This is a genomic window from Pseudomonas medicaginis (assembly GCF_965119365.1).
Lineage (GTDB): Bacteria > Pseudomonadota > Gammaproteobacteria > Pseudomonadales > Pseudomonadaceae > Aquipseudomonas.
Genome location: NZ_OZ221631.1, coordinates 6,597,718 through 6,618,819, shown reverse-complemented (window position 1 = coordinate 6,618,819; position 21,102 = coordinate 6,597,718). Strand labels below are relative to the sequence as shown.

Sequence of the window (21,102 nt, the reverse complement as noted above, 5' to 3'; positions counted from 1 at the left end):
CTTGGGTGATGAAGCGCGGTTTCTTTAGCTGTCTCGTGTGTTTATTGATGGTCAGCCAGGAATTGCTCGGTACTCACCACGCTCGCATAAGCAAACCCCAGCGCCGCCATGAACGCCGCGTGCACCTGGGCAGCCGGAACGACGACCCCGTTGAATTCCAGGTCGAGGGTCGCGCAGGCATCGTGGATCACCGTGACGCCGTAGCCCAGGTCCGCCGCGGCCCGCACCACGCCATCGACGCACATGTGGCTCATGCTGCCGACCACCACCAGGTGTTCGATGCCGTGCTGGTCGAGAAGGGCTTGCAGCTCGGTTTCGCGAAACGAATTGACGAAGTGCTTGAGCACCACCGGTTCATCGGCGTGGTTGAGCACCTTGGGGTGCAACTGTGCGCCTTCGGAGCCCGGGGTGAAGAAGGGCGCGTCGTCGGAGGTGAATTCGTGGCGGATGTGCACCACGCTGTCGCCGGCCTGGCGAAAGGCTTCGATCAACCGTGCGGCGTTATCGGCGGCGGCATGGGCGCCGACCAACGGCCATTTGCCCTGGGGGAAGTAGTCGTTCTGGATATCGACTACGATGAGCGCTTGCTTGGACATGGGGGCTTCCTCGATCAGATGGGTGTGAAGCCAGTATTGGCTTTTGCCGTCGCTCCGAGGATTGGCCGCAACGACAATAAGCGAGGGAAAACTGACAATGACGCAGCAAAGGGCAGTCGCCGAGCTTGGGGTGCTCATCTACCCTGGCGCGCAACTGGCGGCGGTGCATGGCTTGACCGATCTGTTCGCCGTGGCCCAGCGGATCGCGGCCGAGCATGCCAGCGTGCAGTTGCCAACGCTGCGGGTGAGTCACTGGCGGGCGGAGGAGGGCAAGGCTCCGCTGCGGGTGTTCGACAGCGAAACCGGCCCGGCGGGCAAGCTGGTGGCATTGTTGATTCCACCGTCCCTTGCCGGTTTCAGTGAAGGCTTGGTCTCTCAGGCGCTGATGGATTGGCTGCGGGCGCAGCATGCCGACGGTACCGTGCTGGGCGGGGTTTGCGTGGGCTCGATCCTGCTGGCCGAAAGCGGCCTGCTCGACGGGCGCAGCGCCACCACCCATTGGACGTCCGCCAAAACCTTTGCCGCGCGTTACCCGAAGATCAAGCTCAACGCCGACAAGCCCATCGTCGACGACGGCGACCTGATCACCACCGCTGGGCTGATGGCCTGGTCGGAGCTGGGGCTGCGCCTGGTGGACCGCCTGCTCGGGCCCAGCATCGCCACGCGCACGGCGCAATTCCTGGTGATCGAGCACAGTGACAGCGCGAGCCAGTGCGGCAGTAATTTCGCGCCCATCCTGGGCCATGGCGACGGGGCGATTCTCAAGGTGCAGCATTGGTTGCAAAGCAACGGCGCGGTGGAAGTTTCCCTCGGGGCGATGGCCGAACGGGCCGGGCTGGAAGAGCGCACCTTCCTGCGCAGGTTCCGGGCCGCCACCGGCCTCAAGCCCACCGAATACTGCCAGCACCTGCGGGTCGGCAAGGCCCGGGAAATGCTCGAGTTCACCAACGGCACCATTGACCACATTGCCTGGACCGTTGGTTACCAGGACCCAGGGGCTTTCCGGTCGACGTTCAAGAAAATCACCGGGTTGGCGCCTAGCGATTACCGTGCGAGATTTGGGGTAAGTCCGCCGGGTGTTTCAAAGCCACAGTGAATGCTTTTTGTGGCGAGGGGATTTATCCCCGTTGGGCTGCGAAGCAGCCCCTGGCATGTGCGGTGTGTCAGGTGTGTGGGTGTTGATTGCGTTTGGGGCCGCTTCGCAGCCCAGCGGGGATAAATCCCCTCGCCACAGGAGCCTGCGTCTGCTGCTGGTCATCGTGCAATTAGCGGGATGCCAGGGGAGTGTCGTGAAGAATGAGACAAGCCCGATGCTATCAATTGCACACAATACGCCCACTTGACCCATCCATGCCGATGCCACCGTTAGCCTGATTCACCGGGTTGGCGCCTAGCGATTACCGGGCGAGATTTGGGGTAAGTCCGCCAGGTGTTTCAAGGCCACAGGAGCCTGCGTCTGCTGCTGGCCATCGTGCAATTGCGGGATGCCAGGGGAGTGTCGTGAAGAATGAGACAAGCCCGATGCTATCAATTGCACACAATACGCCCACTTGACCCATCCATGCCGATGCCACCGTTGGCCTGATTCACCGGGTTGGCGCCTAGCGATTACCGGGCGAGATTTGGGATAAATCCGCCGGCTGTTTCAAGGCCACAGTGAATGCTTTTTGTGGCGAGGGGATTTATCCCCGTTGGGCTGCGAAGCAGCCCCTGGCATGTGCGGTGTGTCAGGTGTGCGGATGATTGCGTTTGGGGCCGCTTCGCAGCCCAGCGGGGATAAATCCCCTCGCCACAGGAGCCTGAGTCTGCTGCTGGCCATCGTGCAATTTGCGGGATGCCAGGGGCGTGTCGTGCAGAATGAAACAGGCCTGATGCTATCAATTGCACACAATACGCCCGCTTGACTGACCCTTCCTTGCCGATGCCACCGTTGGCCTGATCTCTGCACCTGCCCCTATCTAAAGCCATCGAGCGCAGGAAAAAGGGCACCGCATGACATCAGTCAATCGCAACAAACGGGTCGTGGCCTATTCGGTCAATCCACAAGCGCCGCGCCATGAGGTCGAGACCAACCGTGCACTGGCCCAGTGGCTGGCGCAGATCCTGGAGTGGGAGTATGGCGACAGCCATGATCCCCAAGCCGGGCAAGATCCCTATCTGTTGCCCACGCAAACCCTGATCGGCACCGAGGCGCTGATGCGCCTGGGGATCAAGGGGCCGGAGGATGTGTGGGGCGGGTATGTCGAGCATGATTTTATCTGCACCAAGGCGATTACCCATGGTCTGCTGAATAAGGACGCGGTGGCGCCGAAAGGTTGGTCGCCGCTGTTCGCCAAGTTCACCCGAGGCGCGGTGCTCGATGGCGTGACGGTGTTTTCGCTCAAGGATGCCCGCCCGGCCGCTGAGCACTTGCTGTACACCGGGCCGATCCGCCTCAAGCCGATCCATGCCTGTGCCGGGCGTGGACAACGGTTGATCAAGAGCCTGGCGCAGTTCGATGAAATCGTCGCCGGGCCTGACGCCCAGGCACTGTTTAGCGACGGGGTGGTGCTGGAACAGCACCTCAACGAGGTCAAGACCCAGAGCGTCGGCCAGAGCTTTATCAACGGCAAAGTCATGAGCTACTGCGGCGTGCAACACCTGACCCACGACAACGAAGGGCTGGAAGTGTACGGCGGGTCCGACCTGCTGGTGGTGCAGGGCGGCTATATCGAGTTGCTCAGGCTCGAGCTGCCCGACGATGTGCGCGAGGCAGTGCGTCTGGCGCAAGTGTTCGATGACGCCGCCAACCAGGCCTACCCGAGCTTTTTTGCGTCGAGGCGCAATTACGACATCGCCCAGGGCCTGGATGCCGCCGGCCAGCCCCGTGGCGGTGTGTTGGAACAGTCGTGGCGCATGGGCGGGGCCAGCAGCGCCGAACTGGCGGCGCTGCAGGTGTTCGTCGAAACGCCAGAGACCAGCGCGGTGCAGGTGTCCTCGGTGGAAACCTACCTCGACCAACCGCTGCCAGCCGGTGCCAGGGAGGTATACCGCGGCGTGGCGGAAAAGGGTGACTTCCTACTCAAATACGTAACGGTTCAATCCTATGACGGCTAGAAGTGAAACCATTCAGATCGAGATCGACGATGAGCGCATGAACGGGACGTTCCTGAGTCCCAAGTCGAAGGTCCCCGGCGTACTGTTCGTGCACGGTTGGGGCGGCAGCCAGGAGCGGGACCTGGAACGGGCCAAAGGCATCGCCGGCCTCGGTTGTGTCTGCCTGACCTTCGACTTGCGCGGGCACACTGGCGGGGCGGGGATCCCCTTGTCCCGGGTCACCCGTGAAGACAACCTGCGGGATCTGTTGGCGGCCTACGACCGCTTGCTCGCCCACCCGGCCTTGGATACCTCGGCGATTGCCGTGGTGGGCACCAGTTATGGCGGTTACCTGGCCTCGATCCTGACGTCCCTGCGCCCGGTGCGCTGGCTAGCCCTGCGGGTGCCGGCGCTGTACCGCGACGAGCAATGGCACACCCCCAAGCGCGACCTGGACAAGACTGACCTGCTGGATTACCGCAGCACCCTGGTACACGCCAGCACCAACCGCGCCTTGCACGCGTGCTCGCAGTTCACCGGTGATGTGTTGCTGGTGGAGTCCGAGACCGATGCCTACGTGCCCCATGCCACGATCATGAGCTACCGGGCGGCGTGCCAGCAGACCCATTCCCTGACTCACCGGATTATCGACGGTGCCGACCATGCCTTGAGCGACCCCGTGTCACAACAGGCGTACACCTCGATCCTGGTGGACTGGATCACGGAAATGGTGGTGGGAGAGCGGTTGAGTATTATCCAGGAGCGGTAGATGTGTGGTGTTCAGGCGGGCCTCATCGCGAGCAAGCTCGCTCCCACAGGGGATATGTAGCGGTCGAGATATGTGTGTTCACAACAGATCCAATGTGGGAGCGAGCTTGCTCGCGATGGGGCCAAACCAGGCAACCCATCACTTGAGCCCAGGCTTGACCCGCAACGCCTTGGCCTTCGCCTCGATCACCAGGTACATCACCACGGTAATCAGCAATGGCAGGATGAAGTAGATCGCCCGGTAGGCGATCAACCCCGCCAGGAGGCTGCCCCGTGACACCTCATGTTGCAGGAGGGCAATGAACACTGCCTCCAACACCCCAAGCCCCGCCGGAATATGGGTGATGACCCCGGCAATACTGCTGATCATCAATACCCCGAGCACCACCGGGTAGTCCAGCTTGCTGGGTAGCAACGTGAAGATCACCGCCGCCATCAACGACCAGTTCAGGGCCCCCAGCGCCAGTTGCAGCACCGCCATGCGCGGCGACGGCAGGTTGATTTCCATGCCGCGAATGGTCCAGGCCCGGCGCTTGGAGAACCGGCAGGCCGCCAGGTAGCCGGCGCTCGCCAGCAACAACAGCACGCCCACGCCTTGCAATGCACCGCTGCTAAGTTTCCAGCCCGGCGGCATCGTCACCAGGCCGCTGCTGAACACCACCCCGGCCAGGGTCATGTAGCCGAACCAGTTGGTGGCCAGGCTCAGGCCGAGGATCTTGGCGATGTTCCCGGTGCTGACCCCCAGCCGAGAATACAACCGATAGCGCATGGCGATGCCGCCGACCCAGGCGCTGAGGTTGAGGTTGAAGGCATAGCTGATCACCCCCACCGGCAAGATCTGTCGCCAACCGAGTTTCTGACGGATATAGGTACGCCCGATCAGATCGAAGCAGGCGTAGGTGATGAAGCTGGTGATGGTCAACGCGGCGGCGATGATCAGGGTGCGCAGCTTGAAATCGGCCAGGGTGTCGAAGACTTCGGCCCAATCGATACGCCGGGCCAGGGCTGTGAACAGCACGATCAGCAGCAGGAAAAACACCAGGGTCAGCGGTCGTTTCCAACGGCTCCAGCGGGACGTGGGCTTGGCCTGTTCCGGCGCATGGGCATCTCTCGGCGCGGCGTGCGCTTCAGAGTGGTTCATGGGGTTCGCTCCGGACCGCCGTCGGCGGCGAAAAAGGTTTCAGACGCGGTTTATGGGCTGGCAGCCAGCCGGCCCAGGCCGGGAAATGGCGCAAGAAGTGGAACACCATGAAGCCGATGGTCATGCGCCACAGCAGGCCCCGCGGCGCATGGTTTTCGGGCATGGCGGTGCAGTGTTCGCGACTCAGGTGATCGAGGCGCTCGAACAGCTCGCGGTTGAACGCCCGATCGCGGATCAGCACGTTGGCTTCCAGGTTCAGCGACAGGCTCAACGGGTCGAGGTTGCTTGAACCGACGGTGCTCCAGTCCTCATCCACCAAGGCGACCTTGCCGTGCAGCGGCCGCTCGCAATACTCGTAGATCGTTACGCCAGCCTTGAGCAGATAGTTGTAGAGCATCCGCGCCGCGAGCTTGGCGATCATCATGTCCGGTTGCCCCTGCAGGATCAGCCGCACTTCCACGCCCCGCCGGGCGGCGTTGCGGATCTCGCGCAGCAACCGGTAGCCGGGGAAGAAATAGGCATTGGCGATCACCACCCGCCGCTGGGCACTGCGCAACACTTGCAGGTAGACCTCTTCGATGTCGGTCTGATGCTCGTGGTTATCCCGGTAGACCAGGCGCACCTGGCCGTCGTGGTCGCTGAACGCCAGCTCGTTGCGACGGCTGCGGCGGCGTTGCCACCAGTATTTGGCCCGGGCGGGCCGGCCGCTCTGCAGCAACGCGAAGTGATGGATGTCCACCACCGCCGGGCCTTTGACCTCCACGGAATAGTCCTGCTTGGCCTCGGGGCCGAAATCCCCCAGGTGGTCGGCGGAAAAATTGATCCCGCCGATGAACGCAATCACCCCGTCCACCACCACGATCTTGCGATGCAGGCGACGGAACCAGTTGGTGCGGATCCCCAAGTGCCGGGGCGCCGGATCGAACATCTGCAGGCGCACCCCGGCGTCGCTCAACGAGGCCAGGAAACCGGTGGTCAGCTCACCACAACCGAAGCCGTCGAGGTTGACGGTGATCCGCACGCCTCGTCGGGCCGCGTCCACCAGCAGGTCCCGCAGTTCAAAGCCGACCTTGTCTTCGAACAAAATGAAGGTTTCGAGGAGGATTTCTTCCTGGGCACGACGAATCGCCTCGAACACCCGCGGGAAATATGCCTCGCCATTTTCCAGCAGGGTGACACGGTTGTTGCCGTGCCAGCCGTATTCGATATCCGCCAGCGCCGGGTTGCGTTCGGTCGGCGGCACCTCGATTTTTTCCACCGTCGCCTTGTTCATCGTCGCGCTCATAATTCGATCTCCACCGACAGCGGTGCGTGGTCGGAAAGGTGCGACCAGGGGCGTACATTCAATACCTGGGCGTGATGGGCCTTGAGGTTGCGCACGTAGATACGGTCCAGGCGCAAAATCGGCAGGCGTGCTGGAAAGCTGCGGGCCGGCTTGCCCCATTGCTCTGCGAACACTTCCCGCAGGCCGCTGGGTTCGAGCCATTCACTGGCCTTGCCACGCCAATCGTTGAAGTCGCCGGCGACAATCACCGGCGCCTCGGGTGGCAATTCGTCCAGGCGTTGGCAAAGCAGTTTCAACTGCTCGGCGCGATGGCCTTCGCGCAGCCCCAGGTGCACACAAATGGCATGGACTTCCTGGCCTTCGCTACCCGGCAGGCGCAGTACGCTGTGGAGCATGCCGCGGCTTTCATGGCCGCTGATGGACACGTCCAGGTTGTCGTGGCGGATGATCTGGAATTTCGACAGCAGCGCATTGCCGTGGTCCCCTGCCGGGTATACCGCGTTGCGCCCGTAGGCGAACTGTGGCCAGAGGGTGTCGGCGAGGAACTCGTATTGCGGCATGCTCGGCCAGTTGCTGTAGCGCTGGGGATGGTGCTCGTGGGTTCCATGGACTTCCTGCAGGAACACCACGTCGGCGGACACACTGCGTACCGCTTCGCGCAGCTCCGGCAGGATGAAGCGCCGGTTCAGGGCGGTGAAGCCCTTGTGGGTATTGACTGTCAGCACGGTGAAACGGCTGACCCGGTCGAGGGCCTGGGCCTGTTGCCGGGGCGGCTCGTGGGTCGCTTCGGTGGTGTGCGGGCGGCTCATGGCAACACTCCTTCGGCCGGGCGCTCACCAGGCGTGGTGGTGAGGTCCTTGTCCAGATGCAAGTGTTCCAGCAAGTGGCGTGCGTCATAGGGCGCGCGGACTTTGATGTCGTTGTCGAAATAGCAGAACACTTCCCGACTCTTGCGTGCCCGGGGCTTTTTGTCCGGGTCGATCAGGTGCGCGTCGCTTGGCTGCTGGCCGTGGCTCCAGGCCTCGATCCGGTCGCCCCAGCGCTTCAGCGCCTCGTCGGTGTAGCCGCTGGCGTACAGCTCCTCGGCACCATGCAGGCGCAGGTAGACGAAATCGCTGGTGACGTCTTCGCGATAGGGCCATTTGCCGGCGGTGTCGGCGATCACCAGGGCCACGTCGTAGCGCTTGAGCAGGGTGACGAAGTGCGGGTCGATGAAGCTCTCATGGCGAATTTCCACGGCGTGGCGCAGCGGCCGTTTTTTATCGGCCTGGGTGCTGGCTTGGCCGTCCAGCCGCGGCTCGTGCTCCCGGGCCAGGGCGGCGGCGCCTTCGGTGTCGTGGGGCAATTGCTTGAGAAAGTTTTCGAACAGCTCGGGGTCGAATTTGAAGCTGGGCGGAAACTGCCAGAGGATCGCCCCCAGCTTTTCCTTGAGTTCCAATACGCCGGAGGCGAAGAAATTGGCCAAAGGCTTGCGAATGTCCCGCAGGCGCTTGATGTGGGTGATGAAGCGCGGAGCCTTGACGCTGAACACGAAGCCGGGCGGTGTCTCGGCATACCACTGGGCATACCGTTCGGGGCGTTGCAGGGCGTAGAACGATCCATTGATTTCGATACTGTTGACCGCGCGCGAGGCGAATTGCAATTCCCGTTTCTGGGTCAGCCCCTTGGGGTAGAAATCCCCCCGCCAAGGCGTATAGCGCCAGCCGGAAATGCCAATGTGGATCGCCGTCATGTATCCCTCCCGTGCCAATGACCTCGTACCGCTGGTGTCTTGCTGATGACTGTCGGGCGGCGCGGAAAGTTTCGCCGAAGCGCCGGGCGGTGAGGCTATGGGGCTTGAAGGCGCTTGTGGATAACCATTCGGCGGGGCACTTCGCGCGAACTTATCCACAGCAGGTGATGTTGCCCAGGCGGTTGGATACGCAAGTCGAAAAACTCAGCGCCTTCACCACGGGCGCTTGTGCCTGGCCTAAAGATGTTGAATCAGCTTGGCGCGTATCCCAGCCATTCCTTGAGCATCCAACTCCACCCAAAGATGCTGCTTGCCGGCCATCTGCGCCGCCACCGGCAAACCATCGCGATACACCAGCCGATTACTTGCCAGCGCTGGCACTTTTATCCCCGGCAGCAGGGTGCCGGCCAGGTTCAGCGGGTCGACCCCGCACACCGCCACCAGGCTGCCGTCGGCAGGACGGCGGCGGGTTTCGCGCAGCAGCGGGATGGCTTCGGGCAGGGCGAATTGTTCGCCCGCCAGGCCGCTGACAAAACGCCCGCCGCGAATCTCGCCCCGTGCCTCCAGGCGATGAAAGGTGCGCAGCAGCTCGCGCCAACTCGGCAGCCAGTCGGCCTCGCGCTCCAGCAGGCGCCAGAACACCACCCCGTAACGGCGCAGCAAGGTCATGGCGATGTGCTCTAACGTCTCCGGCGCGGTGGGCACGGGGCGGTTGTCCGCAGGCGCGGGTGGGCTGCGGCGCAACAAGGCCCAGCGCCCGGCGTCGTCCATGCCGCCGACAAACGCTCCGCGCCCGCGCCGGCTGCTGCGGGCCTGGCGTTTGCTGGCCGGGGTGATCAGCGCGCGCAAGCCAGCGAAGCTGTCGGCATTTACCAAGCCGGCGCCTACCAGTTCCTGCAAGGCGATTTCCAGTTCGCTGCGCAGCAGATGGGCCTCGTGGGCCAGTTCGTCGAAAAACAGCGCGCCGTGTTCGCTGAGGGCCTGATGGACTTTTTGCGTCTTGGGCGACAGCTCATCAAGGGCCGTTTGCCCGGCCAGGCTGCTCCACAACGCCACCTGACTGCGCGGCAGCAGCACCACCGGCGTGCTGCGCAGGGCGCTGGCGGAAGGCTTCTGGCGAGCACTCAGGCGCGTCCATATCCACTTGCCACTGCGGCACAACTCATCGAGCCAACTGGGCGAATAGTCCTTGATCCGCGCCGGCAACAGATCGCTGTCCCAGGCCGATGCGGCGACCGGGTAGCCTTCGAGCTGACTCAGTATCGACGGCAGCACGGCATTGCCCCGGCCCTGAGTGGACGATGACAGGTGCTGCCAGTCGAACAGGAACCGCATGAAGTCCTGCAACATCACCGGCTCGATTTCCCGGCGCAGGCGCTTGACCGTGTAGCGATGAATCCGCGCCAGCAAATGGCGCTCGCACCATTCCTCCTGGCCGGTGCCCGGCGTGAACCGCCCGCGCAGCACGTAGCCTTGTTGCTCAAGCTGCGCCAGGCCCTGGGTGACCTGCGGGGTCGACAGCCCCAGCGGGTAGGCAATGGCCTTCAACGGCAGCGGGCCAAAGGCACTGAGCCGGGCGCGGAGCACTTCCACCAGGGCTTCGTCGCTGGCCCAGGCTTCATCGAAACCGGCCAGGGGCGTCAGCACCGGTTGCCATTGGGCCTGTGGATAAAGGGCTTGCAGGCAGGTCAGGCGCTCCAGCGGCAGCCACAGACCACGCTCGGCACTGATCTGCAGGTGACTGGCGCGACCACTGGTGGCCAATGCCTGCAACCAATCCAGCCACGGCGCGTGGGCGTCGACTTCGCTGTCGGCGATGCAGGCCAGGCTCATCAAGGCTTCGTGCATCTCATCGAGATTGGCCGGCGTCGGCCAGGCCTCATCCCGGACCGACTGAATGGCCTCGGCATCCAGGGCGCCAAGGTCGTCGGTGGCCTGTGGATCGCTCCAGCGTCGGTTGATCACCGCTTGGGTGCGCCGTTCTTCCAGCGGCGCATCGTCGAGAAAGGTGTAGGGCCGGGCGCTGAGGATTTCTGCCGCCAGGGGCGAGGGCGCCGGCAGGTCGCGGCTGATCAGGCGAATCTCGCCCGCTTCCATGCGCCGCAACAACGTCAGCCAGCCTTCGCTGTCCATGGCCTCGTGCAGGCAATCGTCGAGGGTCTGTTCCACCAGCGGGTGGTCGGGGATCTCCCGTTCGCCGGCCAGGTTTTCCAGGCAGGCGATCTGGTCCGGAAACACGCTGGCAATCAGGTCTTCGCTTTTCATCCGCTGGATTTGCGGAGCGACTTTGCGCCCGCCGGTGTAGCGTGGCAAAGCCAGGGCCACGCCAGCGTTCCAGCGCCAGCGCACGCCGAACAGCGGCGCATCCAGCACTGCCTGGACCAGAATCTGTTCGGCGCTGTGGCTGTTGAGGTAGCGCCAGACCTCGTCCAGGTCGAAGCTGTGGCTGGTGGACAGCGACAGCACGATGGCGTCCTCGCTGGCGGCGGCCTGCAATTCGAAGTTGAAGGTGCGGCAGAAGCGTTTGCGCAGGGCCAGGCCCCAGGCGCGGTTGATGCGGCTGCCAAAGGGCGTGTGGATAATCAGTTGCGTGCCGCCGGACTCGTCGAAAAAACGCTCCATCAGCAGCGTTTCCTGAGACGGCAGGGCGCCGAAGGCCAGGCGCGCCGGGGCCAGGTAGTCGACCAATTGTTCGGCGCTGGCGAGGTTCAGGCGCAAGGTGCCGGTCAACCAGTCGAGGGCCGGTTGCAGGTTGCCCGGCGTGGCGCCGAGCAGTTGATCGAGCTGGGCTTGCAGGCGCGCCACGGCCAGGGACAGCTCGGCGCTGCGGCCCGGGGCTTCGCCGAGCCAGAACGGAATGGTCGGCGGCTGGCCCTGGGCGTCTTCGACCCGCACGCGGCCGGTCTCGACGCGAATGATGCGATACGACGTATTGCCCAACTGGAACACATCGCCGGCAATGCTCTCCACGGCGAAATCTTCGTTGACGCTGCCAATGTTCAAGCCCTGGGGTTCGAGCAGCACGCTGTAGTCGGCATTGTCTGGAATGGTGCCGCCGCTGGTCACCGCAGTCAGCTTGCTGCCCCGGCGCCCGCGCAGGGTCCGGGTCACGGCATCGCGGTGCAGGTAGGCGCTGCGCACGCCCTGGCGGCCATTGAGGCCTTCGGCGAGCATTTGCAACACCGCCTGGTAATGCCCTTCGTCCAGCTCGGCGTAGGGCGAGGCGCGGCGGAAAGTCTCCAGCAGCGCCTGCTCCGGCCATTCCTGGCAACTGACTTCGGCGACGATCTGCTGGGCCAGCACATCCAGCGGCGCCTTGGGGATGTGCAGGATGTCGAGTTCGCCACGGCGCACGCAGTCGAGCAGGGCGGCGCATTCGATCAAGTCGTCGCGGGTGGTGGCGAACAGGCGGCCCTTGGGGGTGCCGCCGACATGGTGCCCGGAACGGCCGACCCGTTGCAGGAACGCCGAGATCGAACGGGGCGAGGCGATCTGGCACACCAGGTCGACATCGCCGATATCAATGCCCAGCTCCAGGGACGCGGTGGCGATCAATACCTGCAGTTCGCCGCGTTTGAGGCGTTGTTCGGCGTCGAGGCGAAACTCTTTTGCCAGGCTGCCGTGGTGGGCGGCCACGGCGTCCTTGCCCAGGCGCTCGCTCAGATGACGGCTCAGGCGTTCGGCCAAACGTCGGGTGTTGACGAACACCAGGGTGGTGCGGTGTTCCCGGGCCAGCTCGGCGAGGCGGTTGTAGACCCGTTCCCACACGTCATTGGCCATCACCGCCGACAGCGGTACTGGCGGCACCTCTATGTCCAGGTCCCGGGGGCGGGCGTGGCCGATGTCGACGATTTCACAGGCGCGTCCCTCACCGACGAGAAAACGCGACACCGCTTCGATGGGCTTTTGCGTCGCGGACAGGCCGATGCGCACCAGCGGTTCGGCGCACAGGGCTTGCAGGCGTTCCAGGCTCAAGGCCAGGTGGCTGCCGCGCTTGCTGGCGGCAATGGCATGGATTTCGTCGACGATCACCGTGCGGGTGCTGGCGAGCATCTGCCGGCCGGAATCGGAACCGAGCAGTACGTAGAGCGACTCGGGCGTGGTCACCAGGATGTGCGGCGCGGTCTTGCGCATCGCCGAGCGGTCTTTCTGCGGCGTATCGCCGGTGCGCACGGCGGTGGTGATCGGCAAGGGCGGCAAACCCATCTGCTGCAATTGCTCGGTGATGCCGGCCAGGGGATTCTGCAGGTTGATCTGGATATCGTTGCTCAGGGCCTTGAGCGGCGAGACGTAGACCACCAGGGTCTGGTCCGGCAGGCCGCCTTGTTCCAGGCCGCGGTGCACCAGGTCATCGAGCACCGCGAGAAACGCCGTCAGGGTCTTGCCCGAGCCGGTGGGGGCCGCCACCAGGGTCGAACGGCGCTGGCCGATCAACGGCCACGCCTGGGCCTGGGCGGCCGTGACCGCCGGGAATGTCTGACTGAACCAGGCGCGGACGGCGGGGTGGAAGCCTGCCATGGCGTGGTCGGCTGCAACGGGCAGATTCATGGAGGCAGTTTAGGCGGGTGGGGTGGGGAGGATGCAAGTCCCGTCAGAAGTCCGTGCGGAACATGAGGTCCATACTGCCTGTGTGGCGAGGGGATTTATCCCCGCTGGACTGCGTAGCAGTCCCTTCATCGGCAACCAGGGCGGATCAGATTCACCCCATGTGCCTGTTTGGGGCCGCTGCGCAGCCCAGCGGGGATAAATCCCCTCGCCACAAGATAAGTTTCAGCCTTGAAAGTCGGTTAAACCCGAAGGTCCGCACTTTACGGATGACGGTTGCGCACTAAACCCGCAAAATGCAACGATTCCGACAACGCCTGCGGGCGTTGTCGATCAAATTCTTGTGCCAACAGACTGGGCCTGCTGACTTTATGCGAATGCGCCTTATGTTACTGGGCGGCGGAAATGCCCTTGGGCAGGCGCTGATTCGCCTCGGTGCAGAAGAAGACATCGGTTTTCTTGCCCCCCGCCCACCTGAAGACGGTTGGGATGCCGCGAGCCTCACACAGTTGCTCGACGACACCCGTCCGGACGCCTTGATCAACCTGGCGTACTACTTCGACTGGTTCCAGGCCGAGGCCGTCAGCGAGCAGCGCCTGGCCAGCCAGGAGCGTGCTGTCGAGCGTCTGGCCGAGCTGTGCCAGCACCACAACATCATCTTGCTGCAACCGTCGAGCTATCGGGTGTTCGACGGCTCCCGCGCCACGGCCTACAGCGAAAAGGACGAGCCGGTGCCCCTGGGCCTGCGCGGCCAGGCGTTGTGGCGGATCGAACAAAGCGTGCGCGCCACCTGCCCGCAACACGTGCTGCTGCGTTTCGGCTGGTTGCTGGACGACAGCGCCGACGGCATCCTCGGACGTTTCCTGGCCCGGGCCGAGCAGCCGGAAGAACTGCTGCTGGCCGACGACCGTCGGGGCAATCCGACGCCGGTGGACGATGCGGCGCGTGTGATCATCTCGGTGCTCAAGCAACTCGATTGTGCGGCGCCGCTGTGGGGCACCTACCATTACGCCGGGCACGAGGCGACCACACCGCTGGCGCTGGGCCAGGCGATCCTGACCGAAGCCCGGGCCCTGCATCCTCTGGCGATCGAGTCGCCTACGGCCCAGGCCCACGCGGCACGCCCGGACGCCGCGGAAGAGCCGCAGCACGCGGTGCTGGCCTGCAAGAAAATTCTGCACACCTTCGGGATCAAGCCCCGTGCTTGGCGCGCGGCACTCCCTGGCTTATTGGATAGGTTTTATCGCCATGGCTGACGGCCCTGTTCTAATCACCGGCGGCGCGGGTTTCATTGGTTCGCACCTGACTGACGCCTTGCTCGCCAAGGGGTATGCGGTGCGCATCCTCGATGACTTGTCCACCGGCAAGCGCAGCAACCTGCCGCTGGACAACCCTGCGGTCGAACTGATCGAAGGCGATGTCGCCGATGCCGCCCTGGTGGCTCGGGCCATGGTCGGTTGCAGTGCCGTGGCGCACCTGGCGGCGGTGGCGTCGGTGCAAGCCTCGGTGGACGACCCCGTGCGTACCCACCAGAGCAATTTCATCGGTACCCTGAATGTCTGCGAGGCCATGCGCCAGAGCGGTGTGAAACGGGTGCTGTTCGCCTCCAGCGCGGCGGTCTACGGCAACAACGGCGAAGGCCAGTCCATCGACGAAGACACCCCCAAGGCCCCGCTCACGCCGTATGCCTCGGACAAACTGGCCAGCGAGTTCTACTTCGACTTCTATCGCCGCCAGCACGAGCTGGAGCCGGTGGTGTTCCGCTTCTTCAACATCTACGGCCCGCGCCAGGATCCGTCCTCGCCGTATTCCGGGGTCATCAGCATCTTCAGCGAACGGGCGCAGAAAGGCCTGCCGATCACGGTGTTCGGCGACGGCGAGCAGACCCGGGACTTTGTCTACGTCGAAGATCTGGTGGATTTGCTGGTGCAGGCCATCGAGAAGCCCGAGGTGGAAGTGGGCGCGGTGAACGTCGGCTGGAACCAGGCCACGACCCTCAAGCAGTTGCTCCAGGCGCTGGCTGCGGTGGTGGGTGATCTGCCGCCAATCAGCTACGGTCCGGCGCGCTCCGGCGACATCCGTCATTCCCGGGCTGACAACCAGCGGTTGCTGCAGCGCTTCAGCTTTCCACCGCAAACCCCGATGAGCGTGGGGCTGGCGCGGTTGTTGGGCCGCTGAGATCACCGCCCCAAACAACTGTGGGAGCGAGCTTGCTCGCGATGACGGTGGATCAGCCAGCAATCATATTGACTGGCCCACCGATATCGCGAGCAAGCTCGCTCCCACAGGGATTTTTGTATCTTCAGGTTCGGGTTAGAACTTGTAGCCCAACCCCACCATGTAGATCCAAGGGTCCACATCGACATTCACCTTGGCCCGGGTACCGCCGGCCACGGCGTTGTTGTCCACATACGCGGTGGTGTCGATGTCGATGTAGCGAACCTGGCCGTTGATCATGATGTTGTCGGTCAACATGTAGTCAGCACCCACTTGCCACGCCATGCCCCAACTGTTGCTCGCGCGGAAGTTGCTGAAGCCGTTGGCGCTGGCTTCGCTGCCCACGTGTTCGTCGTAGATCCAGGTGTAGTTGATGCCCGCGCCAACATAAGGCTGGAACGTCGACTTGGCGTCGAGTGGGTAGTAGACCAGGCTCAGGGTTGGCGGCAGGTGCTTGAGGGTGCCGAGCTTGTTGTTGGCTGCGCCCAGGGCGGTGCCTTTGATTTTCACGTCGTGTTCGAACGGCGAGGCCGCCAGCAGTTCGATCCCCAGGTTGTTGGTGATCATGTAGGCGAAGTTCAAGCCCAACTGCGTGTCGCTGCTCATGGTCGCCTTGCCGCCCAGGTCGGCGCCGGCCAGCGGGCCGCGATCGACCTTGACGCTGGAGCTGTCGGCTTCCGGATTGACGGTGATGGCACCGGCGCGAACGATGATGTCGCCCGCCGTATGGGCTTGGGCGAGCGGGGCGGCGAGGGCGAGGGCAACGAGGGACGCGCTGAGCAAGGACTTGTTCATGGGGGCTCCAGAGGGCATCGAAATTTGATGTCCTATGGTACGAAGCCGTCTGGTCCGGTCTTTTGACACAGCTCAATGAGTCAGCGGGTGTTTAATTGACTCAGCTCAATAAAAGCGCTGATGAGAAAATTTGGGGGAACCATCGCGAGCAAGCTCGCTCCCACATGATTCGACCACATTCTTTCTGAAGAAACACGATCAACTGTGGGAGCGAGCTTGCTCGCGATAGCTATCTCATCAACAACACATCACTACCGGATTCACTCCGGCAGCTCATACACATAGATCTTCTCGGCCTCCATCTGATACCCGGCATCGGCCAGCTCACTGGTGGACGGCTTGACCTGCATCGGCCCTTCGACCCAGTACGGTTGGTACAGCTCGTCGAGCTTGACCCCCACTTCGCTTTTCACATGCACGATCTGGTTCGACGGCGGTGGCGGCACATGGATGCAGGCGCCGAAGTACGGCACCAGCAAGAAGTCCGTGGTGCGTCCTTCCTCGCTGACTTCCAGCGGCACGATATAGCCCGGCAAGCGAATCTGCTGGCCGTCCAGGGCCTTGACCACCGGGGCGTCGGGCAGGTCCTGCTTGGCCGCCGGTGCGGATTCGGCGGCCAGGGCGTCGCTCATCTTCGACAAGTCGTGCAGCGGGGTCATGTTCGGCACTTCCGGCGGCGCGTCCGGCGGGATCATTTCCGACCAGGCCAGGTCCCTCGGCTCGGCCGCCCACAGCGGCAGGGCGACCATCATCAATAGCGCGAGCAGGGCGCGGGGCATCTTCAAGGTCCTCATAGACGGATCGACAGGCCATCGGCCAACGATTGGCGATAGGCGCGCCAGGCCGGCACGCTGCCCATCAGCAGGGCGGCGACCAGGATGCCAGCCATGAGCGTCCATTCATACTCGCTCGGCCAGCCCAGTGGCAGGTACAAGCCGTAGGCCGACTGAACGTAGCCCTGGGCGGCGGCGATACCGATGTACAGAAGGGCCAGCCCGGCGCTCACCCCGGCCAGTGCCAGGGCAAAGGCTTCGAGCACCAGCAGCGTTGCGATGTGCCACGGCCGCGCACCCACCGAACGCAGGATCGCCATTTCCCGACGACGTTCGTTGAGGCTGGTGAGGATAGCCGTAAGCATGCCGATCAACCCGGTCAGGACCACGAACAACGAAATCACGAACAAGGCTTTTTCCGCCGTGCCCATCAGGCTCCACAATTCCTGCAGGGCCACGCCGGGCAGGATGGCCAGCAGCGGCTCGCCACGGAACTCATTGATCTCGCGCTGCAAGGCAAAGGTGGAAATCTTGCTGTTGAGGCCGAGCATGAACGCGGTGATCGCTTGGGGCGTGAGGTCCATGTTGCGGGCCTGGTCGGCGCTGATGCGGCCATTGCCCTGGGCCGGCACGCCGTTCTTCCAGTCGATGTGGATCGCCTCCATGCCACCGAGGCTGATGTGCAGCGTGCGGTCCACCGGGGTGCCGGTGCGCTTGAGAATCCCGACCACGGTGAAGGGCTTGTCGTCGTGCTTGACCAGGCTGATTGCCGCCACGCCGTGGGCCAGCACCAGCTTGTCGCCGAGCTTGTAGTGCAGCGCCTCGGCCACTTCGGCACCGAGCACCACTTCGAACGGATCGGTGGCGAACGCCCGGCCATCGGCCAGTTCCAGGTGTTGCTGGCGGCCGTACTGGTAGTGCTCGAAGTAGGCCTCGGTGGTGCCCATCACCCGATAACCGCGATGGGAATCGCCGAGGGACATGGGGATCGCCCACTTCACTTTCGGGTTATTGGCGAAGTGTTCGAAGCTGTCCCAGCGGATGTTGTTGGTGGCGTTGCCGATGCGAAACACCGAATACAGCAGCAGGTTCACGGAGCCGGAGCGGGCGCCGACGATCAGGTCGGTGCCGCTGATGGTGCTGGCGAAACTGGCCCGCGCCTCGGTGCGCACCCGTTCCACCGCCAGCAGCAGGCACACCGACAGGGCGATGGCAAACGCAGTGAGGATCGCGGTGAAGCGGCGGTTCGCCAGGCTGGCTATGGCTAGACGGAACAAATACATCTCAAACCTCGAGTGGCGTGGCGGCGCGATTGAGATCGGCCAGCGAGAGGTGGCGGTCGAACAGCGGCGCCAGGCTCTGGTCGTGACTGACGAACAGCAGGCTCGACCCGGCCTCGCGGCATTCAGCGAACAGCAGCCGCAGGAAGTTTTCCCGGGCGTCGTAGTCCAGGGCCGAAGTTGGTTCGTCGGCGATCACCAGTTCCGGTTGGCCGATCAATGCCCGGGCGGCGGCGACCCGTTGTTGCTGGCCGATGGACAGTGAGTCGGCGCGACGCTCCAGCAGGTTCGGATCGGTCAAGCCCAGGTGGGCCAGCAGCGTGGCGGCGGCTTGATCGACACTGCCATGGCGCTGGGTGGCCCGTTGCGCTCGTAGCTTCGAGAAGTGGCAGGGCAGTTCGACATTCTCGCGGACCGAGAGAAACGGCAGCAGGTTGAATTGCTGGAAAATGTAGCCAGTGTGGTCCACGCGAAAACGGTCGCGGCGGCCGGCGCCCAGTTCGCTGAGGTCCTGGCCGAGCAGGCGGATGCTGCCCCGGTCCGGTGTCTGCACCCCGCCCAGCAGCCCCAGCAAGGTGGTCTTGCCACTGCCGCTCGGGCCCTTGAGAAACAGCGTCTCACCGGCTTCCAGGCGAAACGCCGGGATATCCAGCAACGGCGGATGCCCGGGCCAACTGAAGCCCAGGTCGGACAGTTCGATGAGTGCTTGGGTCATATGAAACCGGTCAGATCAAGGTGAATCCCTGTGGGAGCGAGCTTGCTCGCGATAGCGATGTGTCAGGCGGTATAGGTGTTGGATGTGCCGGCCTCATCGCGAGCAAGCTCGCTCCCACAATGGGTTTTCGGTGTACTTAGAATTTCAGCGATGGCGCCTTGGCCGTCACTTCCACGCCTTGCTGGCCGCTCGGGCTGATCAGTTGTACCTGAATTTTCTGGGTGGCCGGGAAGGTTTTGAACAGGGTCGCCAGGTCCAGGTTCTTCAGTGCACCGGGGGCGGCGCAGGTGAATTGGTAGTGGGCATGAATCTCACTGTGCTCGCCGTGGTGCTCGTCGCCGTCTTCATCATGGTCTTCGTGGTCCGGTTCATCGCCGAACAATGGGCTTTCCAGTTCCTGTTGGGCCACGGTGCATTTGGCGGCGGCCGGCAGGGTGAACAGTGCCAGTGGCTTGTCCAACTGCGCGCGTACGGCGGCCACCTTGGCCTTGTCGGCATCGCTGGTGGCGGCATGTTCGAAGCCCACCAGGTTCATCGCCGGGCTTTCCAGTTCCAGCTCCAGGGTCTGGCCGTCCAGGGCGGCGTTCAACCGGCCCACACCGTGTTCGTGGGCACCAAGGCTGCCGTGCTCGTGGTCATGATCATGCTCGACCGCCGCATGAGCGACAGCCAATGGCAGCAGGGCGAACGGCAAAGCGAGAAGCAGACGACGCATGACGAGTCTCCGAAAAGGTTATGTAATCTTATAACGAAAGTACGGAGAGTTTGACCGTCTGCTTGGCGTCGCGCAAGGGCCATGGGAGCATGGGAACATGAAATATTCAGGAGCACGGTGATGTTGCGGATACGCGGAACCGTCGGCGAATGGCCGGTGGACTTGACGATCGACATGGATGAGGGCGATTGGGCGCAGCTCGGCGCGCAGTTGCAAGTGGCCAAGGCCGAAGTCACGGCGGTACCGACCGCCAAGCCGGCGAACCAGGACGATACCCAGTGGCAGATCGCCAAGGAACTGCTGCGCAAGGCCGGGAAACTGAGCGGCCCGGACCTGCTGGAACAGCTCGAAGGCCTGACCGGCAGCGCCTCGGCGGGCAAGCGTTTGTTGGTGCGCTTGCGCCATTGCGCCGAGGTCAAGGTGCTGAGCGGCGCCGATACGCCGCTCTATAGCTGGGTCGGTCAGTAAAGCGCGGCGAACAGCTTGCGACGATAGGTCGTCACCAGCGGATGGTCGTTGCCCAGCAGTTCGAAGACTTGCAGCAAGGTCTTGTGGGGCAGGCCTTCGCTGTAGCTGCGGTTACGCACGAACAGCTTGAGCAACGCCTCGAGGGCCGCTTCGTACTGCTGGCGCGCCAGTTGCTGGACCGCCAGTTGGTACACCGCTTCATCGTCCTGCGGGTCTTTCGCCAGGCGCGCCTTGAGGTCGGCGGCGTCCGGCAGGTGCTTGGCCAGGCCGAGGAACTGGATCTGCGCCTTGGCGCCGGCGAGGGCGGCCTTGTGTTCGTCGCTTTTCACCGCGTCGAGCACGGTCTGTGCTTCGTCCAGCTCGCCGCGCTCGGTCAGGCAGCGGGCATACAGGATCAGCGCCTTGGCGTTGGTATTGTCTTCACCCAGCAGCACCGTGAGCACGGCTTCGGCGTCGGCGAAACGGCCATCGTCGAACAGCGCCTGGGCCTGTTCGAACGGGTCGGCCGCGGCCGGCGGCGGCATCTGCACATGGGGTTCGAGCATCGTGCGTACCGCCGACTCCGGCTGGGCACCGGCAAAGCCGTCGACGGGTTGGCCGTCCTTGAACAACACCACCGTCGGCAGGCTGCGGATGCCGAAGCGGGCCACAATGTCTTGCTCGATGTCGCAGTTGACCTTGGCCAGCAGCAATTCGCCTTGATAGCTCTCGGCAATGGTTTGCAGCATTGGCATCAGCGCCTTGCATGGCGCGCACCACTCGGCCCAGAAATCCACCAGCACCGGTTTGTGGAAGGAGTTCGCGATCACCGACTGGTCGAAATCGGCCGTGGTGGCGTCGAAGATGTAGGGCGTTTCCTGAGTCATGGGCAATCCCGTAGAGCGCTTGAATGGGGCAACTATACGGCTTGGAGGGGGTGGCTGAAAGCGGGGAGGTCTTTCGCCCTGTGGTGTCTGACAGGACGCCTTCGCGGGCAAGCCCGCTCCCACAGTTGATC

At 63.7% G+C, this 21,102-nt stretch carries 18 protein-coding genes; 6 read left to right on the top strand and 12 right to left on the bottom strand.

Features of this window, described 5'->3' with window-relative positions:
* Positions 1-41 precede the first annotated feature (41 nt).
* Complete coding sequence (locus tag ACMTA2_RS29230; protein ID WP_413792863.1) at positions 42-596, bottom strand: cysteine hydrolase family protein; 555 nt, start codon at positions 594-596, stop codon at positions 42-44.
* Between the two features lie 97 nt (positions 597-693).
* On the opposite strand from ACMTA2_RS29230, the gene ACMTA2_RS29225 reads away from it, so the two are divergent.
* From ACMTA2_RS29225 to ACMTA2_RS29215, 3 genes are all read left to right on the top strand, one after another.
* Positions 694-1,692, top strand: coding sequence for a GlxA family transcriptional regulator (locus ACMTA2_RS29225; protein ID WP_413792862.1), 999 nt, complete (start codon positions 694-696; stop codon positions 1,690-1,692).
* Between the two features lie 896 nt (positions 1,693-2,588).
* Positions 2,589-3,692, top strand: coding sequence for a DUF3182 family protein (locus ACMTA2_RS29220; RefSeq protein ID WP_413792861.1), 1,104 nt, complete (start codon positions 2,589-2,591; stop codon positions 3,690-3,692).
* A complete protein-coding gene (locus ACMTA2_RS29215) occupies positions 3,682-4,440 on the top strand; it encodes an alpha/beta hydrolase family protein (protein WP_413792860.1) in 759 nt (252 codons plus the stop codon). The genes ACMTA2_RS29220 and ACMTA2_RS29215 overlap by 11 nt, the downstream gene beginning before the upstream one ends.
* Positions 4,441-4,578: 138 nt before the next feature.
* Here ACMTA2_RS29215 and ACMTA2_RS29210 read toward each other — a convergent pair whose 3' ends face one another.
* From ACMTA2_RS29210 to ACMTA2_RS29190, 5 genes are all read right to left on the bottom strand, one after another.
* Positions 4,579-5,580 carry a lysylphosphatidylglycerol synthase domain-containing protein gene (locus ACMTA2_RS29210; protein ID WP_413792859.1) on the bottom strand — a complete coding sequence of 334 codons (1,002 nt, stop codon included), beginning with the start codon at positions 5,578-5,580 and terminating at the stop codon, positions 4,579-4,581.
* Positions 5,567-6,865 (bottom strand): cardiolipin synthase ClsB, encoded by a 1,299-nt coding sequence (gene clsB, locus ACMTA2_RS29205; protein ID WP_413792858.1) that lies wholly within the window; start codon positions 6,863-6,865, stop codon positions 5,567-5,569. The genes ACMTA2_RS29210 and clsB overlap by 14 nt, the downstream gene beginning before the upstream one ends.
* Complete coding sequence (locus tag ACMTA2_RS29200) at positions 6,862-7,674, bottom strand: endonuclease/exonuclease/phosphatase family protein (protein ID WP_413792857.1); 813 nt, start codon at positions 7,672-7,674, stop codon at positions 6,862-6,864. The genes clsB and ACMTA2_RS29200 overlap by 4 nt, the downstream gene beginning before the upstream one ends.
* The gene (locus tag ACMTA2_RS29195) at positions 7,671-8,597 is read right to left on the bottom strand and encodes a DUF72 domain-containing protein (protein ID WP_413792856.1); all 927 of its coding nucleotides are present in this window, start codon (positions 8,595-8,597) and stop codon (positions 7,671-7,673) included. The genes ACMTA2_RS29200 and ACMTA2_RS29195 overlap by 4 nt, the downstream gene beginning before the upstream one ends.
* Before the next feature lie 237 nt (positions 8,598-8,834).
* Positions 8,835-13,145 carry a DEAD/DEAH box helicase gene (locus ACMTA2_RS29190; protein WP_413792855.1) on the bottom strand — a complete coding sequence of 1,437 codons (4,311 nt, stop codon included), beginning with the start codon at positions 13,143-13,145 and terminating at the stop codon, positions 8,835-8,837.
* A gap of 368 nt (positions 13,146-13,513) precedes the next feature.
* Between ACMTA2_RS29190 and ACMTA2_RS29185 the strand changes: the two genes are divergently transcribed.
* Both ACMTA2_RS29185 and ACMTA2_RS29180 read left to right on the top strand, forming a co-directional pair.
* Positions 13,514-14,398, top strand: coding sequence for a sugar nucleotide-binding protein (locus tag ACMTA2_RS29185; RefSeq protein WP_304555599.1), 885 nt, complete (start codon positions 13,514-13,516; stop codon positions 14,396-14,398).
* Positions 14,391-15,320, top strand: coding sequence for an NAD-dependent epimerase/dehydratase family protein (locus ACMTA2_RS29180; RefSeq protein WP_413792854.1), 930 nt, complete (start codon positions 14,391-14,393; stop codon positions 15,318-15,320). Before ACMTA2_RS29185 ends, ACMTA2_RS29180 begins: the two co-directional genes overlap by 8 nt.
* A gap of 135 nt (positions 15,321-15,455) precedes the next feature.
* Here ACMTA2_RS29180 and ACMTA2_RS29175 read toward each other — a convergent pair whose 3' ends face one another.
* From ACMTA2_RS29175 to ACMTA2_RS29155, 5 genes are all read right to left on the bottom strand, one after another.
* Positions 15,456-16,154 carry an OmpW/AlkL family protein gene (locus ACMTA2_RS29175; protein ID WP_413792853.1) on the bottom strand — a complete coding sequence of 233 codons (699 nt, stop codon included), beginning with the start codon at positions 16,152-16,154 and terminating at the stop codon, positions 15,456-15,458.
* A gap of 260 nt (positions 16,155-16,414) precedes the next feature.
* Positions 16,415-16,933 (bottom strand): DUF3299 domain-containing protein, encoded by a 519-nt coding sequence (locus tag ACMTA2_RS29170; RefSeq protein ID WP_413792852.1) that lies wholly within the window; start codon positions 16,931-16,933, stop codon positions 16,415-16,417.
* 11 nt (positions 16,934-16,944) lie between these two features.
* Entirely contained in the window at positions 16,945-18,210 is a 1,266-nt protein-coding gene (locus ACMTA2_RS29165; RefSeq protein ID WP_413792851.1) for an ABC transporter permease, read from the bottom strand.
* 1 nt (position 18,211) lies between these two features.
* Positions 18,212-18,922 (bottom strand): ABC transporter ATP-binding protein, encoded by a 711-nt coding sequence (locus ACMTA2_RS29160; protein ID WP_413792850.1) that lies wholly within the window; start codon positions 18,920-18,922, stop codon positions 18,212-18,214.
* A 136-nt stretch (positions 18,923-19,058) separates the two neighbouring features.
* Entirely contained in the window at positions 19,059-19,637 is a 579-nt protein-coding gene (locus ACMTA2_RS29155) for a DUF2796 domain-containing protein (protein ID WP_413792849.1), read from the bottom strand.
* A gap of 120 nt (positions 19,638-19,757) precedes the next feature.
* Here ACMTA2_RS29155 and ACMTA2_RS29150 point away from each other — a divergent pair, with 120 nt between their 5' ends.
* Entirely contained in the window at positions 19,758-20,105 is a 348-nt protein-coding gene (locus ACMTA2_RS29150; protein WP_413792848.1) for a hypothetical protein, read from the top strand.
* On the opposite strand, the gene trxA is transcribed toward ACMTA2_RS29150, so the two are convergent.
* Positions 20,099-20,971 (bottom strand): thioredoxin, encoded by an 873-nt coding sequence (gene trxA, locus ACMTA2_RS29145; RefSeq protein ID WP_413792847.1) that lies wholly within the window; start codon positions 20,969-20,971, stop codon positions 20,099-20,101. The genes ACMTA2_RS29150 and trxA overlap by 7 nt on opposite strands.
* Between the last annotated feature and the right edge of the window lie 131 nt (positions 20,972-21,102).